The organism is Aquamicrobium defluvii (assembly GCF_004363725.1).
Taxonomy (GTDB): Bacteria; Pseudomonadota; Alphaproteobacteria; order Rhizobiales; family Rhizobiaceae; genus Mesorhizobium; species Mesorhizobium defluvii.
Window position 1 is genome coordinate 1 of sequence record NZ_SNZF01000049.1, and the last position, 16,762, is coordinate 16,762.

13 protein-coding genes and 1 pseudogene are annotated in these 16,762 nt (G+C 60.6%); 8 read left to right on the forward strand and 6 right to left on the reverse strand.

Annotated features, from left to right (window positions below):
- Positions 1-89: 89 nt before the first annotated feature.
- From DES43_RS21180 to DES43_RS21190, 3 genes are read right to left on the reverse strand one after another with little or no spacing between them, the layout of a single operon-like run.
- Complete coding sequence (locus DES43_RS21180; protein WP_133676224.1) at positions 90-872, reverse strand: restriction endonuclease subunit S; 783 nt, start codon at positions 870-872, stop codon at positions 90-92.
- Complete coding sequence (locus tag DES43_RS21185; RefSeq protein WP_133676226.1) at positions 869-2,407, reverse strand: type I restriction-modification system subunit M; 1,539 nt, start codon at positions 2,405-2,407, stop codon at positions 869-871. Before DES43_RS21185 ends, DES43_RS21180 begins: the two co-directional genes overlap by 4 nt.
- 55 nt (positions 2,408-2,462) lie before the next feature.
- A complete protein-coding gene (locus DES43_RS21190; RefSeq protein WP_133676228.1) occupies positions 2,463-3,341 on the reverse strand; it encodes a BrxR family helix-turn-helix transcriptional regulator in 879 nt (292 codons plus the stop codon).
- Between the two features lie 101 nt (positions 3,342-3,442).
- On the opposite strand from DES43_RS21190, the gene DES43_RS21195 reads away from it, so the two are divergent.
- Genes DES43_RS21195 through DES43_RS21205 form a run of 3 tightly spaced genes read left to right on the forward strand, consistent with a single transcriptional unit; the run spans position 3,443 to position 6,121 of the window.
- Entirely contained in the window at positions 3,443-3,685 is a 243-nt protein-coding gene (locus DES43_RS21195; RefSeq protein ID WP_100653041.1) for a DUF2188 domain-containing protein, read from the forward strand.
- A gap of 29 nt (positions 3,686-3,714) precedes the next feature.
- Positions 3,715-4,728: a CBASS cGAMP-activated phospholipase gene (locus DES43_RS21200; RefSeq protein ID WP_100653039.1), complete on the forward strand. Its 1,014-nt coding sequence runs from the start codon at positions 3,715-3,717 to the stop codon at positions 4,726-4,728.
- A gap of 4 nt (positions 4,729-4,732) precedes the next feature.
- Complete coding sequence (locus DES43_RS21205; RefSeq protein ID WP_133676230.1) at positions 4,733-6,121, forward strand: CBASS cGAMP synthase; 1,389 nt, start codon at positions 4,733-4,735, stop codon at positions 6,119-6,121.
- 701 nt (positions 6,122-6,822) lie between these two features.
- On the opposite strand, the gene DES43_RS21210 is transcribed toward DES43_RS21205, so the two are convergent.
- Complete coding sequence (locus DES43_RS21210) at positions 6,823-7,296, reverse strand: Ros/MucR family transcriptional regulator (protein ID WP_133676232.1); 474 nt, start codon at positions 7,294-7,296, stop codon at positions 6,823-6,825.
- A 648-nt stretch (positions 7,297-7,944) separates the two neighbouring features.
- On the opposite strand from DES43_RS21210, the gene DES43_RS21220 reads away from it, so the two are divergent.
- From DES43_RS21220 to DES43_RS21235, 4 genes and pseudogenes are all read left to right on the forward strand, one after another.
- Entirely contained in the window at positions 7,945-8,871 is a 927-nt protein-coding gene (locus DES43_RS21220; protein WP_133676236.1) for a DUF3991 and toprim domain-containing protein, read from the forward strand.
- A gap of 175 nt (positions 8,872-9,046) precedes the next feature.
- Positions 9,047-9,652 (forward strand): DUF1419 domain-containing protein, encoded by a 606-nt coding sequence (locus DES43_RS21225; RefSeq protein WP_133676238.1) that lies wholly within the window; start codon positions 9,047-9,049, stop codon positions 9,650-9,652.
- 13 nt (positions 9,653-9,665) lie between these two features.
- Complete coding sequence (locus DES43_RS21230; protein ID WP_133676240.1) at positions 9,666-10,064, forward strand: DUF3085 domain-containing protein; 399 nt, start codon at positions 9,666-9,668, stop codon at positions 10,062-10,064.
- An 85-nt stretch (positions 10,065-10,149) separates the two neighbouring features.
- Positions 10,150-15,247 (forward strand): annotated as a pseudogene (locus tag DES43_RS21235) (Eco57I restriction-modification methylase domain-containing protein).
- 50 nt (positions 15,248-15,297) lie between these two features.
- Here the strand turns inward: DES43_RS21235 and DES43_RS21240 are convergent.
- Positions 15,298-15,723 carry a type II toxin-antitoxin system MqsA family antitoxin gene (locus tag DES43_RS21240; protein ID WP_133676242.1) on the reverse strand — a complete coding sequence of 142 codons (426 nt, stop codon included), beginning with the start codon at positions 15,721-15,723 and terminating at the stop codon, positions 15,298-15,300.
- A 2-nt stretch (positions 15,724-15,725) separates the two neighbouring features.
- On the reverse strand, positions 15,726-16,031 hold the full coding sequence (locus DES43_RS21245; protein WP_133676244.1) for a type II toxin-antitoxin system MqsR family toxin: 306 nt from the start codon (positions 16,029-16,031) through the stop codon (positions 15,726-15,728).
- Between the two features lie 330 nt (positions 16,032-16,361).
- Between DES43_RS21245 and DES43_RS21250 the strand changes: the two genes are divergently transcribed.
- Positions 16,362-16,762 (forward strand): ParB N-terminal domain-containing protein (locus DES43_RS21250; protein WP_166647801.1); only part of this gene is annotated, 401 nt, incomplete at its 3' end.

Here is a 16,762-nt window from a genome sequence, read left to right on the forward strand (position 1 = left end):
GCCGCCCCTTGACCAAAACCTAAGACCCAAACCATACATGAAGGCGGGTCACTTCTCGGCGAAAATCCCGGGTCAGCTCTCAGCGGAAATCAACACACGGGACTCCAGGAGGCCGATTCTATAATCTCTCGCGCATTAGAGGGCCGATTCAGGTCAGATACCTTTAGGATCAAATATCCTCCTTGTTGTCCTGCGAATGTTTCACCGTCTGGCAAAATGTTTCCCGAGTAGAATTCGGCACATTCACCGAGAGTGGTGTTTGCGGCCTCTTGGCTCCGGACATCGCCAAACATCTCATGAAAGATCGCTTCGTCGAGGGTATTGAGCTTGTCGAGGGTGCGGCTGCGAAGGCGGCGGAGATCGTCCGCCTGATCCAGTATTCCCGTAATCCGCCTCTGCTCTTCCAGCGGCGGGAGGGGAATTGGCAGATCCTCAATGAACGCTTTTGGCACGCGACGCTGACCGCCGCTCCCGGTCATACGCTTCTCGCCTTCGTTCCGGACCGAATCCTGCCGGAGGAAATGCGTCAGATAGCTAGCATCCACACGGCCGCTTGGGCGCAAAACATGAAACTCTGTCGAACCGAAAGCCCATTCGGTTTTGACCTTGGCAACACCGATCTTGTTGTTTTCGAAGCATGGCGTGATCTTCGCAAGAAGAACATCTCCGTCCTTGAAGGCCGTATAGCCCTTCGCGACTTCCTTATAGCGTCGTCGATCAGCAACATGCACCGAACCGTCCTCGTGCAGATCGGCCATGGGTAGAAAATCCAGCTCGGCATCCGGTGTCAGCTCTCCCTTGCCGGGTCCCTTGGGATTGACCTCCGAAATTTCACCAATTGGAATTGCACGGAATGACTTCTGGATGCTCATCCCAGCATCCTCTCCAACCGGTCCAGACCATCTGTAATCTCGGCCTCGATGGCGCGCAGCTCAGCGATGAGCTCACGCGGGGATTGGTGCGCGACCTCTTCGTGCTGCACCTCTTTGTAGCGGTTCAGCGACAGGTCCCATGACCCCGTAGCCCGGATATCCTCCACCGGCACTATGAAGCTCTGCGCGGTGCGGGGGCGCTCAGCCTCGGCGGCGAGATTTCCCCAGCGGGCGAGGATGTCGGGCAGGTTATTCTTCGCGTGCTCTGCCTCGGTCAGCGGCTGAGCGGGCGTCGGCCCCTGCTTTTCGGGCGGCAAGAGATCGGCGCGCTTATCATCGAGGCTGAGGCCATCGGCCGCCACGTCATAGAACCAGACATTCTCGGTGCCGCCGACGCCCGTTTTGGTGAAGAGGAGAATGGCGGTGGATACACCCGCATAGGGGCGGAACACGCCCGAGGGAAGCTTGATGACCGCGTCGAGCTTGTGATCCTCGATCAGCATGCGACGGATGTCCTTGTGCGCGCTAGACGAACCGAACAGGACGCCGTCGGGCACAATCACCGCTGCCCTGCCTCCGGTTTTCAGGAGACGGAGAAAGAGCGCGATGAAAAGAAGCTCCGTCTTCCTCGTCTTGACGATTTTCTGGAGATCCTTGGCGGTCGCCTCGTAGTCGAGCGATCCGGCGAAAGGCGGATTAGCCAGCACTAGGGAATAAGTGCCCGCATCCTCAGCGTGATCTTCGGCCAGGCTGTCGCGATAGGTGACATTCGGGTTCTCGACGCCGTGCAGCGTCATGTTCATCGCCCCGATGCGCAGCATCGTCGTGTCGAAATCGAAGCCGTGGAACAGACCCTCGTGGAAATGCTTCCGCAATGCAGGGTCGCGCATCAGTTCGGGATGCTTCTCGCGAAGATACTCACCGGCGGCGACAAGGAAGCCGCAGGTGCCGGCGGCGGGGTCACAGATCACGTCGGTCGGCTTCGGTGCGGTCATCTCGACCATCAGCCTGATGATGTGCCGTGGTGTGCGGAACTGGCCGTTCTGGCCTGCGCTCGCGATCTTCGCGAGCATGTACTCGTAGACATCGCCCTTGGTGTCGCGATCCTCCATCGGGATGCGATCGAGCTTCTCAACCACTTTCGCCAGAAGTGCCGGATTGGAGAACCCAAGCCGGGCGTCGCGCATCAGCTTGCCGTAGCTGGACTGACTGCCGTTGAGCGCGCGCAGGAACGGGAAGACGTGCTCATCGACCACGTCCATCATCTCGCGTGGCTCGAAATTCTTGAATCGCGACCAGCGAAGATCGTCGTAGGGCCGGCCCTTGTCGTCTCGTCCCTCCGGGAAGATGCGGCGCTCCATCGGAATCTTGAGCGTCTGGCTCTTGCGCTCTTCAAGGGTGTGCAGGTCGTCCAGACGCTTGATGAATAGCAGATAGGTCATCTGCTCGATGACAGAGAGCGGATTGGCGACCCCGCCTGCCCAGAAGTCGTTCCAAATGCTATCGATCTGGCTACGGATTTCGCCGGTCAGCATGATTTGCCCCACCTCACAATGTTGTTCTTGCTCTTCAAGCTGGCGTCTCCCCGTTTCACTTCATCGCCTCAGCCAAGGCGGCATCAAATTCCGCACGGTTGGTCACGACAACGGGAGTCTCATGCGGATCGTCGAGAACATCCGCCACGTCCAAACGCAACCGCTTTCGGAAATAGTAAAGCAGCGCCCGCCTGACGGGGATTGCGATACTGTCGTCGCGCATGCCGTAATCCTGCGCGATTATCTTTTGTTGATTCTCGCCGATCTTCGGATTTGGCGAAAGCTTCACGTCGAAGAAATCTGTCCACTGCTTATCATCTTCGGCGCGCGCCCCGCACTCCCCGAGCGATCGGGCCTCAAGGCATCGCGAGAGCAAGAAATCCTTGAACCTGTTGTCGATGTGACAGAAGGCGCGGACATGCCAGCGAAAGCCATCGCTGCCGAAGGCATGAGGGCTGATACGCCGCCAAACAGGCTCCGGCCGCTGCTCGTTCATCGATTGGTAGAGAACCTCAACCGAGGCTTGGCCCCGGAGCGCAGTCAGGATCATGCGGAGGACAGCGATGTCCACCCGGCGATGCGGCACGGGCATGGTATCCACGCTCGGGGAAATGGTCAGCCATGTCCGCTCACCATGGAGAGCGGGATCGGCCGCGAACAGAAGCTGCGCAAGGTAGCGATCCGCGTCCGGTTTCAGGAAGCGCGGGCGGAACGACTCGGTCGCGAAGTAGCGCTTCTCGCTGCGGTCATACCGCACGTTGTCAGGCGCAAGCTCCTGGTACTGGGTCAGGTCCTTCGACGCCTGCGGCACCGATACGCCGAAAAATCCGGTGATGTCTGATCGGTTGATGCCGCCCTCCCAGAAGAGACGGAACTCAATGAATTCAAGCCGTTGCTCCACCCCCCACCGCAGCTCTGGGCCACCAGCCGACATGCGCACTCCGATCCGTATAGTAACTATATTGACAGTGAAACGCTGCCCGTATACTTTCTTATCCCATGAGGGAATCGCCGTCAACGCAATTGGAGAGTGCGATGTCGAAGAACGATCGATACGTGGTCAAGCATCCGAAGGGCTGGGCCGTGAAAGGCGCTGGCGCGGAGCGGGCCAGTAGCGTCCACGAGCGGCAGGCGGATGCCGAACGGGCGGCCAAGCAGGTCGTGGAAAGGGCGGGAGGCGGCGAAGTGCGGATTCAGGGGCGTGACGGAAAGTGGCGGGATTCCGATACGGTTGCACCTGGCCATGACCCGAACCCGCCGCGCGACAAGAAGCATTAGGAAGCGGCCGCCGGACGGGGAGAACAGATATGAGCGCGCAAACTGATCGCTTCACGATCCTCTCCTTGAGTGGCGGCGGCTACCTCGGCCTTTACACGGCGTCGGTCCTCGCAGCACTCGAAGAGAGCTACGGTGCCCCTATCGCCCGCCATTTTGACCTGATCGCTGGCACATCGGTCGGCGGAATTATCGCCTTAGGTCTGGCGAATGAAGTACCCGCCCAAAACATCAAAAAAGCGTTCGAGGACGACGGCACGACGATCTTTTCCGACCGTCCGGCGCCGCAAGGTATTGCCGGCTCGCTTGTTGACCTGTGCCGCTATTGGTGGAAGCCGAAATACCGACCCGATGCCCTGAGGAACACCATCGTCCGTATCGTGGGCGCCGATACGCTCATTGGTCATTTGAAACATCCGGTCATTGTCCCGGCCGTCAACCTGACTAAGGGCGGGCCGCAGATGTTCAAGACCCCGCATCACGAGGATTTCCGCAGGGATCTGCACCTGAAGGCCGTCGATGTCGCCTTGGCGACCGCTGCGGCACCCACCTACTTTCCTATCGCCGAAGTCGGGGACGCGCTGTTCACCGACGGCGGGCTCTACGCGAACTCCCCCGACTTGCTCGCCGTACATGAGGCCGAGCATTTCTTTAAGAGACCGGCTGGCCAAGTTCGGCTGCTGAGTATCGGCACGACTACCGCGCAGTTTTCTTTTGCCCATGCGCACGGCCGAGAGCTTGGCGCCTTCGGGTGGATGCGCGAGCAGCGGCTTGTCAGCGTCATCATCGCTGCGCAGCAACATTCCGTCGACTTTATGATGAGACACCGTTTGGGCGAGCGTTACCTGCGGCTTGACGCGGTGCAGTCGAAAGAACAGGAGCGCCATCTGGCGCTCGACGTGGCAACGCCTGATGCCCAGAAAACCATCAAGGGTCTGGCGCAAGCCACTGTCCAGACCGCGCTTAACGCACCCCTCCTGAAGGAAATAATGTCAGGGCAAGCCCCAGCACCTGCTTTCTACAATCTCGATACATTGAAGGGATGATTTTATGGGTTCCGCATCATCACTTTTTTACAGCTCGAACGACAAGGAGAAGCAGACGCTGCATCGGCGGATTACGCCATCTAGCGAGCAGTTCGAGGAACAGCAGGAACGCTGGAACGCCCTAGCCGATCACCTCACGACCGACCTGCGCGAAAGGAGCGGCTATTCGATCCGCACCTGGCTTCAGGGTTCATATAAGTTCGGAACGCAGACGCGCCCTGTCCGACTTGGCGAAGAGTTCGATATCGACCTCGGCATCTATTATGTGTGGAAGGGTTCGCGCGACGACGGAGACCACGATCCCCAAACGCTGAAGGGTTTCGTCAGGGACAGTCTTGTCGCCTATGCCGCGGACAATCCGGACGACGTTCTGGAGGTCGCCCCGTCCAAGCCCCGGTGCGAGCGCATCCGGTTCAAGGGCGACTTCCATATCGACGTGCCTGCATATCATCTTGAACCTGATTTGGACGCGCGGTCGCTTGCGACCCGTGATGGCTGGGAGGACAGCGATCCGAAGGCCATCTATATCTGGTTCCGCGACTCGTTCGATGACATCGAGCGCGCCAAAGTGCGACGCCAGATCAGATATCTGAAGGCATGGGTCGCCCTCAAATTCGCTGAAACCGACCGGCCTTCGTCAATCCTTCTAACCGTCCTGATTGCGGAAGCGGCGCGGGACTTGGGCCAACTTCTGGCCGATGATGAAGCTATGCGCGATCTCGTCGAACATATCACCGAGCGCCTTGAGGACGATTGGCAAGTACCTAATCCCGTTGATCCTGATGAAAACCTGGTCCGGATGTCCTCGCAGCAGATGCAAGTCTTCACCCGTGCGCTATCTGACCTGCTGGACGTTGCCAGCCGCGCCTGCGAGGCGGAAACCGACTTCGCCGCAGCCGACATCTGGCAGGAGGCGTTCGAGCATCTGTTTCCGATGCCGGAGGGGCAGCAGGCGCTGGTCGAAATGGCAAGGTGGCTGCCGGTAAGGTCGGTGATGCCCGAGATCAGAGTTACGGCGGTTTCTCGCAACAACCCGCAGGGCGGGCGGTTCACTGACATGAACCGGATCGGACCGATACCGAAGGACTGTGACATCTATTTCGAGGTCGTAAACCCGGGACAGCTTCCGGCGAACAGCTCCGTCGCATGGATGGTGCGCAATGAGGGCGGCGAGGCCGAGAACACGAACGATCTTGGCCATTTTGCCGGGCTCGGCCTCACGGCCAATGAACGCTCGGCCTACCGCGGTACCCACTACATGGACTGCGTCGTGAAGGTCGGCAGCCAGACCGTCGCCATGCGACGCGTGCCTGTCACTATCACGGGCATCGCCATGCCCCGCCGGAACCCGGCCGCCAAGCCCGACTACGTCCGCCTTCGCGGCAGAAAGTAGCAAGAATCCATTCGGCTATACCGATAGCGCTATCCTGCCTGGCTGGGTGTGCGGTAACCACACAAGGTGGACTAATCGACTAAAAACGTCTATCTCGCTGAAAATAAAGATATAAGCGATCAATTGGTGCGGTAGTCGGCGGTGTTTGGCGGACCGGGTGGGATTCGAACATATACGCCGAAGTAATCGGCTTGCGCTTGGCTACGCCGTGAGCAATGTCGGCTTTCGGGACGCCGCAAGCGGCAGTCGAACGGCCGGAAAGGTGGCGCATTGCGGTCAAAGTACAGTAGCCTGCTGAACGGCCGCTTTCCCGGCTTGGGCGCCCAGAAGCGGTCGGGCAGCTTGCCACCCCCCTTTCTGCCGCATATTCGGCAGCGCATCGGTGGAAATGTCCTGGGGGGAAGGGACGTGCATCGAACCGTCTGCCGCCGGATGTCATGCTGTACACGTTTTCACGGTGCTGCTGCCAGGAGAGGGCCGACCCTATCTAGAATGATGGCGAGAGCTTTTTCATTTTCCGCCTCGTCCCGCGACGCCTCGAACTCAGCCAGCTCCACCCCGGCGATCTGGTCACGAGGATGGGCGGCGAAGACCGGATGCAGTACGGTCTTGCGTGTAAACCACCACCTGCGCATGGTCGACCATAACGGAGAAATCAGCCAGCATGGTGCATCGCCTCGCAACCTCGGCACTGATTGATCTCAGGAGAATTTGAGGCCGAGTTTCTTCCGCCTTGCGGGCGCAGCAGGCGCGACCGCGACAGCTTCTGTTTTGCGTCCTAGACCCGTGGATTTTGCCAAGGCCGAGCGTGCTGCCGAATAGGCCGGCGCAACCATCGGGTAGTCCGCGGGTAAGCCCCATTTCGTACGGTATTCGTCAGGCGTCACGCCGTGGGTCGTTGCGAGATGGCGCTTGAGGGATTTGAATTTCTTCCCATCCTCCAGACAGACAATATGGTCAGGCGTGATCGATTTTTTGATCGGAACAGCCGGCTTTTTGGGCTCGGCTTCTTGCTGCGCCGTTGGCGCGACCTGCTGTTGCAAGGCAGCATGGATCTCAGCGATGAGATGCGGAAGGTCCCCGACGGGAACAGGGTTGTTCGATACATATGCCGACACGATATCGGTGGTCAGTTCAATAAGCCGGTCGGTGTTATTTATGGTGGTTTCGTTCACCTTGCTACCTCAGCCGATTGTCACCCATTTTACCATTCCACTTACAGGATTCTCGACGGCCATTACAATGCGTGATTGTGGCGTCCCCTGCGGGCGGGCTGTAGGCGAAGCCGAAGCCTTTACAGTCTTCACCCATTCGGGCTGCCATCCCTGATGCAGGATTGAAAGCAGGAGAAATGCTGGAGACAGGAATTGTATGCGTCAGCGCCGCGACCGTCGCCGCCGCTGGAGGCAAGACGCGCTGCATCTCCTCTCTGTCGAGGGAAGTAACGCATATTATGAGGCGCAGCGCCGGGCGACACGAGCTCGCTTGGCTGGTGATCGGAGCGAGTTTTTCCATTGGGCCAAGGTCGCAGCCGAGGTCGCTCGTCTCTCCCCGGAGGTGGAGATGGATATCGCCGTCCTGCGGACCGTGGTGGCTGAAGAAGAGAACCGTCCGAGCTGAAAGGAACAAGCCGTGCCGCTTGCGCGCTTCGGCGCTCAAGGGAAGCTTTGCCGCAGCGGGGCGACCGATGTCCCCGGTCGAACGGCGGGGTTGACCGCCGCGCCCTTGCCCGCCTTGCTCTTCGCGGCTTCCGGTGTCCGCCTTCCGAAAGATTGGGGGGCGGGAATCGGATAATAGGAGCGCGAGGCGTGCGGTCGAGAAGAATGGAAAAAGCAGATCTGGAAGAGTTGAGAGGGAAGGTGCTCTGCAGCGCGGTGCTGGAAGCGGCTGGGTTTGTGCTCGACCTCAAGGAAAGCACGCGAAAGGCGATGAAATATCGCCGGGACGGCGAGATCATCATCGTCATCCATGACGGCAAGGGCTGGTTCGACCCCCTTGGCGAAGGTAAGGGCGACGTCTTTAACCTCGTCGAGCATTTGCAAGGCGTGCGCTTCGTCGAGGCCATGTACGAAGTGGCAGGCCTCGTTGGGTTCGCTCAGTCCTCACCCGTCTGGGAGCGGAAGTCGCGAGACCACAAGCCGGATCTCTCCGTTTCCGAGCGATGGCGTACACGGCGCAAGCCCTGGAAGGGATCGGCAACCTGGCGTTATCTGATAGACGAGCGCGGCCTTTGCGAACGGATCGTCCGCATCGCGATTTCCACCAATCTGCTGCGCGAGGGTCCCCATGGCAGCATGTGGGCTGCCCATGCCGACAATAATGGCGCCATCACCGGCTGGGAAGAGCGCGGTCCCGACTGGCGTGGCTTTGCATCGGGGGGCGCGAAGGTGCTGTTTCGCCTTGGGCGGCCAGACGCTTTACGCCTGTGTGTGACCGAGGCCGCGATCGACGCCATGAGCCTGGCGGCGATCGAGGAGATGGGGACAGGAACGCTCTATCTCAGCGCCGGGGGCGGCTGGTCTCCCGCGACATCCGAAGCTCTGAGCCTGCTGGCCGAGCGCCCCGGCGTCGAACTTATCGCGGCGACCGACGCCAATACGCAGGGCGAGGTGTTTGCCGAACGGCTCCGCGAGATCGCTGAACAGGCAGGCGCTGCCTGGTCACGGTTCCTGCCGCCGCATGATGACTGGAACGATGCTCTGCGTGTCCGCAACAAGGAGCGAGAAATAAAGGAGAGGGAGGAAGGTTAAGGCCTGCCGCATGCCCGCCGGCCGCATCAAGGGTGAAGCTTCGCCCGGCTGAAGCCGGCCCTTGACCCAGCCGGACGGAGAGGCGGCCGTGGGGAAGGGTCCAGAAGGGCTGAAGATGACGGTGATCTACGAAGGATGACCGCGCTTCGGCCCGAAAAAGGCCAGGAGCCTCCCCATGACCCATCAAGCCTTCCCCAGAAAGATCTATTTCGGCGTCGCAGACCGGCGACAGATGTGCCGTCTTTTCGACCGTCATGCCCAGCGGCCGAACCGTTCTGAGGGTGACAGCGATCATCTTTACGCGGGCGAGTATTTCGAGATCGCGCGGGCAGAGCATGATTATATGCTCGACATCCTGCCGCCGCTCTGGATGCGCGGGGAGATGTTCGCCATGCGCGAATTCCTCACCGACCGCGTCACCAGCATTTTCTACCAGCTCAGGATCGATGGGAAGGTCCGCTATTTCCACGGCTATTGCGATCTGACGCAAGCCTGCTCGCCGGTCGAGATGCGCGACGCCATCGTCGAGCGCGAGTCCTGGCCCGTCAGGGCGATGACGCATGAGGAACGGCTCGAGCACATCTGGAGCGCCACCCACGACGAATACCGCGGCTATGCCGGTGAGCGCTGGCTGCCTGAGTTTCGCGGGCAGCGCAACGTGCTGGTCTATGGTCGCCGCGGCGGCACGACGCTGAAGTTGTTGCGCGAACTCACCGACGAGGAGATCCAGGCCAAGCTTCCGGTGCATCTGCGTCACCTGCCCGAGCGGCAGGCGGCGTGAAGGGAGCGCGGCCATGTTCACCTTTCCAATTCTCGCTGTCCGCAAGGTCATCGCGCGAGGTATCGAAGACGCCGCCGCCAATGGCGGCTTTCGCAATCCCTATTACGGCACCCGTCCGGGCGAGGGTGAACAGCCCGGCCTGTGGCTGGTCGGAGACGAAGGTGTCTACATCCTCTCCAATGGCAAACTCGCCGACGGACAGAAGCCGCTGGTCGTTTACGCCGAGCAATGTCACCCCAAGGGCGACATCGACTGGTGGGATTACAAACGCCGTCATTTCGGCGCCGATGACGGCATCGAGTTTATCGATGCCGAACGGCTGACACCGCTTTTTGGCCGCAACATGGGCGCTACGCACCTCAATGTGCAGCTCACCGAGACCGAAATCGCGCTCTCGCTGATGTCCCGCTGACATTTTCAACAATCGCAATGCCGATCGCCTGGCCGTCATCCGCGACCGGGGGATCGCGCGCGCCATCATCTCAGGAGAAATACCTATGTCGCATGACGACCTGTTCACGATCGCGTCTTCAGCCATCTGCTCGCATTCATCCGGGCTCGGCCTTGGCATCGCAGGGTTTGGCGCAGATCCTGCCGCCAACGATTTCGATGACGATCCGCCGCCGACCGAGCCTGCTCCGGCGATGCCCGCGCCGTCGGGTGCCCCGACAGGCACATCATCATCGTCCGCCCGCGCCAATTTCTATCTGTCCGGAAGCCGCAATCTGGCGCTGGGCTGGAAGCAGCGCGCGCTCGACAACCTCGCCGCCATCCGTCTCGCCTCCGAAATCGAGGCGGCCGACCGCGCCGCGGCGGCCGACGAACAGGCGCAGTTGATCCGCTTCACCGGCTTCGGTGCATCCGAGCTCGCCAATGCGGTATTTCGCCGTCCCGGCGATGACAGTTTTCGAGCGGGTTGGAACGAAATTGGGAGCGACCTTGAGGGCATGGTTTCGCTGGCCGAATATGCCTCGCTCGCGCGCTGTACCCAATATGCACATTTCACGCCGGAGTTCCTCGTTCATGCGATCTGGTCTGGGCTGCAACGGCTCGGCTGGCGCGGGGGCAGGGTGCTTGAGCCCGGCATCGGAACGGGGCTGTTCCCCGCGACGCTGCCCGAAGCGCTGCGTGAAGTCACCCATGTCACGGGCATCGAGATCGATCCCGTCACGGCTCGCATTGCCCGCTTGCTGCAACCAGGGGCGCATATCGTCAACGCCGACTTTGCCCGCGCTGACCTTCCTGCCAGTTTCGATCTGGCTATCGGCAACCCGCCGTTTTCGGATCGCATTGTTCGGTCGGATCGTACCTATCGCTCGATGGAGCTGCGTCTCCACGACTATTTCATCGCCCGCTCGATCGATCTGCTGAAGCCCGGCGGTCTTGCGGCCTTCGTGACCAGCTCCGGCACGATGGACAAGGCAGATTGCTCGGCCCGGGAGCACATCGCGAAATCGGCCGATCTCATCGCCGCCATCCGTTTACCCGAAGGCAGCTTTCGCGCCGATGCCGGCACGGACGTCGTGGTCGATGTGCTGTTTTTCCGCAAGCGCAAGATCGGCGAGCCCGAGGGCGGCCAGTATTGGCTTGATACCGAGGAGATCACGCCGGCGACGGCCGATGAGGGGGCCATCCGCGTAAACCGTTGGTTCGCGCGTCATCCAAGTTTTGTCCTGGGCGATCATGCCAGGACCTCCGGACCATTTGGTGAAACCTATACATGCAAGCCGCATCCTGACGTCGATCTCGAGCAGGCGCTCGCAGCCGCAATCTCTTGTCTTCCTGAAGCGATCTATGACGGCGAGCCCGAGCTCGTCGATCACGATGCTGGTGACAGCGCAGGTCCGCCGATCACCCGGTCGGAAAGCGGCGGTGTGCGCGAGGGCAGTTTCTTCGTCGGCGACAACGCCCAGCTCAAGCAGATGATCGATGGCATCCCTGTCGCGATCACCATCTGCAAAGGCAGGTTGGCCGATGGCGTGCCGGAAAAGCATGCACGCATCATCAGCAAGCTGATCCCGGTCCGCGATGCCGTGCGGGAGGTTCTGAAGGCCCAGGAGTTCGACAAGCCCTGGAAGCCGGCGCAGGTGAAGCTGCGCATCGCCTGGTCGAACTTTGTCCGGGAGTTCGGCCCGATCAATTTCACCACGGTCTCGGTTTCCGAAGATGTAGAGACTGGCGAGGTCCGTGAGACGCATCGGCGGCCCAACCTGCAGCCCTTCCTCGATGACCCCGATTGCTGGCTGGTCGCCTCGATCGAGGACTATGATCTCGAGACCAATACCGCGCGTCCTGGCCCGATCTTTTCTGAGCGGGTCATTGCGCCGCCCTCGGCGCCGATCATCACCTCGCCGGCCGATGCTCTTGCCGTGGTGTTGAACGAGCGGGGCAATGTCGACATTGATCACATCGCCGAGCTGCTGCACAGTGACCCCGAGACCGTGATTGCCGAGTTGGGCGACGCCATCTTCCGCGATCCTGAAAGTGGCGCATGGCAGACCGACGATGCCTATCTCTCGGGTCAGGTCCGCGACAAACTCAAGGCGGCTGAGGCCGCCGCCACGCTCGATCCGGCGTTCGAGCGCAATGTCCGCGCCCTGGTCGAGGTGCAACCTGCCGATCTTGGGCCGTCGGATATCACCGCCCGTCTGGGCGCGCCCTGGATCCCGGCCGCCGATGTCATCCTCTTCGTCAAGGAGACGATGAACGCAGATATCAAGATCCACCACATGCCCGAACTGGCATCGTGGACGGTGCAGGCGCGGCAGCTCGGCTGGATGGCCGCCGGCACGTCCGAATGGGGTACCGATCGCCGTCACGCCGGCGAGCTGATCGCCGATGCTCTCAATAGCCGCGTGCCGCAGATCTTCGACATTGTGAAGGAAGGCGACAGCGAAAAGCGGGTGCTCAATGTCGTCGACACCGAGGCGGCTAAGGAGAAGCTCACAAAGATCAAGAGCGCGTTCCAGACCTGGATCTGGTCCGATTCCGATCGAACCGACCGGCTGGCCCGGATCTATAATGACTGCTTCAACAACATTGCCCCACGAAAATTCAACGGGGATCATCTCCAGCTTCCAGGTGCCTCGGGCGCCTTTTCTCTTTATGGGCATCAGAAACGCGGCATCTGGCGCATCATCTCGGCCGGTTCGACCTATCTTGCCCATGCCGTCGGTGCCGGCAAGACGATGACCATGGCGGCTGCGGTCATGGAACAGAAGCGCCTCGGCCTGATCGCAAAGGCTATGCTGGTCGTTCCCGGTCATTGCCTGGCGCAAGCCGCGCGCGAATTCCTGGCGCTCTATCCGACCGCCCGCATCCTGGTCGCTGATGAAACCAACTTCACCAAGGATAAACGGCATCGCTTCCTGTCTCGTGCGGCCCTTGCTGCCTGGGATGCCATCATCATCACGCATTCGGCATTCCGCTTCATCGGCATCCCGTCCGCTTTCGAACAACAGATGATCCAGGATGAATTGGAGCTCTACGAGGTCCTGCTCACCAAGGTCGAAAGTGATGATCGGGTCTCGCGCAAGCGGCTCGAGCGGCTGAAGGAAGGCCTCAAGGAGCGGCTGGAAAACCTCGCCACCAGAAAGGACGATCTCCTCACCATATCCGAAATCGGCATCGACCAGATCATCGTCGACGAGGCGCAGGAGTTCCGGAAACTCTCCTTCGCCACCAACATGTCGACCCTGAAAGGGATTGATCCAAATGGTTCGCAGCGCGCCTGGGACCTTTATGTGAAGTCGCGTTTCGTCGAGACGAAGAACCCCGGCCGGGCGCTCATACTGGCGTCCGGCACGCCGATCACCAATACGCTGGGCGAGATGTTCTCGGTGCAGCGCTATCTCGGCCTCGCTGCGCTGCATCAGCGCGGCCTGCACGAGTTCGATGCCTGGGCGTCGACCTTCGGAGACGTCACCACCGAGCTCGAATTGCAGCCGAACGGCAAATACAAGCCGGTGACCCGGTTCGCGACCTTCGTCAATGTCCCAGAGCTTATCGCCATGTTCCGCACCTTCGCGGATGTGGTGATGCCCGAGGATCTGCGCGCCTATGTCAAGATTCCAGCGCTTTCGACGGGGGCGCGCCAGATCAGGACCTCAAAACCCTCGGCAGCGTTCAAGCGCTACCAGATGTTGCTCGATGCCCGGATCAAGGCGATCGAGGCACGCGAGGGTCCTCCGCAGCCCGGTGACGACATCCTGCTTTCCGTCATCACCGATGGCCGTCATGCTGCGATCGATATGCGTCTGGTGGATGCCGACAATGACAATGAGCCGGACAACAAGCTCAACGACCTTGTCGGCAATGCCTTCCGCATCTGGCAGGAGACGGCAGGCCATGATTACGTCCGGCCCGATGGCAAGCCCTTCGAGCTGACCGGCGCCGCGCAAATGATCTTTTCGGACCTCGGTACGATTGCGGTGGAGAGGACCCGCGGCTTCTCGGCCTATCGCTGGATTCGCGACGAACTTATTTGCCTCGGTGTTCCGGGGTCGGAAATCGCCTTCATGCAGGACTACAAGAAATCCGAGGCCAAGCAACGGCTGTTCGGCGACGTGCGCGCTGGCAAGGTCCGCTTCCTGATCGGCTCGTCGGAAACAATGGGCACCGGCGTCAACGCACAGCTGCGCCTGAAAGCTCTCCATCACCTCGATGTGCCCTGGTTGCCGTCTCAGATCGAGCAGCGCGAGGGCCGCATTCAGCGGCAGGGCAATCAGCACGATGTCATCGACATCTTCGCCTACGCCACCAAAGGCATCGATGGATGCGCAGATGTGGCAGAACAACGAGCGCAAGGCCCGGTTCATCGCGGCCGCCCTTTCAGGCGATACGTCGATCCGCCGGTTGGAGGATATGGGGGAGGGGCAGGCCAACCAGTTCGCCATGGCCAAGGCCATCGCCTCAGGCGATCCGCGTCTGATGCAAAAGGCAGGGCTCGAAGCCGATATTGCCCGGCTCGAGAGACTGCGCGCCGCACATCAGGATGATCAGTTCGCCATTCGCCGGCAGATCCGCGACGCCGAGCGCGATATCGAATATGCGACACGCCGCATTGGCGAGGTCGGGCAGGACATCGACAGGCTGGTGCCGACCGCCGGCGCGTCCTTCCGCATGGACGTAGGGGATGAGGCTCTTGTGGATCGCAAGCTCGCTGGTCGCGCACTGATGAAGGAGATCTTCACCCTCGTCCAGCTTCAGCAGGACGGCGACGTCGTGATCGCGGCGCTTGGCGGCTTCGAACTCGAATATTGTGGGGAACGGTTTGGCAAAGACGGATATCGCTATACCACCATGCTGATGCGCACCGGCTCTGACTATGAGATCGAACTGCCGGTGACGACCACGCCGCTGGGCGCGGTCGCTCGTCTCGAGCATGCATTGTTGGGCTTTGACGACGAGCAGGAGCGCTATCGGCAACGTCTCGCCGATGCCCAGAATCGCCTCGCTTCCTATCGCTCGCGCCAGGGTGGGGAATTCTCCTTCTCGGACGAATTGGCCGACAAGCGGAGGCAGTTGGCCGAAATCGAGCGATCATTAGCTGAGGACGGAGAAAGCATGCGGTCCGATGATAGGCGGGCGGCGTGAATTTGAGCGCTGATCAACCAATCCAGAACTCTCCGACAGCCGACCCGCCTTCAAGTTGATCGCAAATCCTCAACCAGCTCTGGATGTCGTTCGAGCAATTTCAACAACTGGCTGGTGGGGCCGCTTGGTTCGATCAGACCACGCTCATATTTGTCGAAGGCGTTCTCGCCGACTTTCAGCAGGCCGCCAGCCTCTCGCTGCGACAGCTTCAGCTTCCGGCGCACCCGGCGGATCGTGGACGGTGAGGGAATACCCTCGATTTCTTCCTTCAGTGTCCGGAGCGCCGCATCGCTGACCGCCATATCGCTGCCGACGTGGATTCCCTCGTCCCCATTCACTGGATAGTAGCCCGGCAACTCGACAGTGATGCTTTTTCCCTTATACGTCACGACAAATGGCCGGACGCCGCGATGCAGAGTCTCGCCTGTCTCCGGCGAGACCATAGTCTGGGGAATACTCTTTTCCATAACAGCCATCGTCATTTCTCCTTGAACGACATGACAGTGAATTCCGTGACGACATCTGCCTGGAATTTCACATAGAGTGCCATACCGCGTGCCGGAACATGATAGACGTCCTGCCAGACGCGGTGATCGACGAATGTCGTCATCGATTTGTAGAACATGCGGCGCTCGATTCCACCGATCGTTTCGACGATGCCCGCCCGGTCGAAGCCCAGGGCGATAGCGTCGCGCAAAGCCGATGACGTCATCGCCAGCCGGTCAACTGAGCCGAGTGCGACCTTGATCGCGTCGAGATCATACGTCGGGCGTCGCTTTTCCATACCATTGTATGCCACCTTAATGGTGGCAGGACAAGTACAATCTTACTCTTGGCATCGCTCTCAGAACGAATGCAGGGGAGAAGAGAGGGAGAAAGGAAGCAGAAGGATTCCGCTCACAGATCGGGCAGGCCGCAGACGCTGAAGCTCAATCGCCGCCTGCGCGATCCCGGCCCATCGTCCCGCACAGGGCTGTAAGCCCTGCTTGGCCAGCCGGGCAGGGATGCTCGCCCGCAATTGCTCCGGCCCGCCCGCTCCGCGGGTCGGGGGGTGTCTTCGGAAAGAAGATAGGAAAGGGCCGGCGCGGTGCCGGCACCAAAAAGGAGCATCCCCATGGAAATCAAGCTGATCGATCCGCGCGCGCTCGTGGAAAGCCCCGACAGGGCCCGACGGAGCAAATCCAGTCCGCAATCCGACGCGCTGCTCTTGGCCACCATCAAGGCTGTCGGCATTGTGCAGCCGCCGGTTGTCGCGCCGCAGGCCGATGGCGGCAACGGTTTTGTCATCCACTCCGGGCATCGCCGCGTCAAACAGGCCATAGCGGCGGGCTTGGAGGAGATTACCGTTCTGGTCGACGAGCCGGCCGAAGACGGTGGCGCTATGCGTTCGATGGTCGAGAATATCGCCCGCGAAAATCTCTTAGGTTCTGTGTCGCGACTGTCCTGTTGGATTCGTACAGCCGTCATGGTTGTGGGCGATATTCGCGGGGCATACCGAGGAAGGCACACAGACGT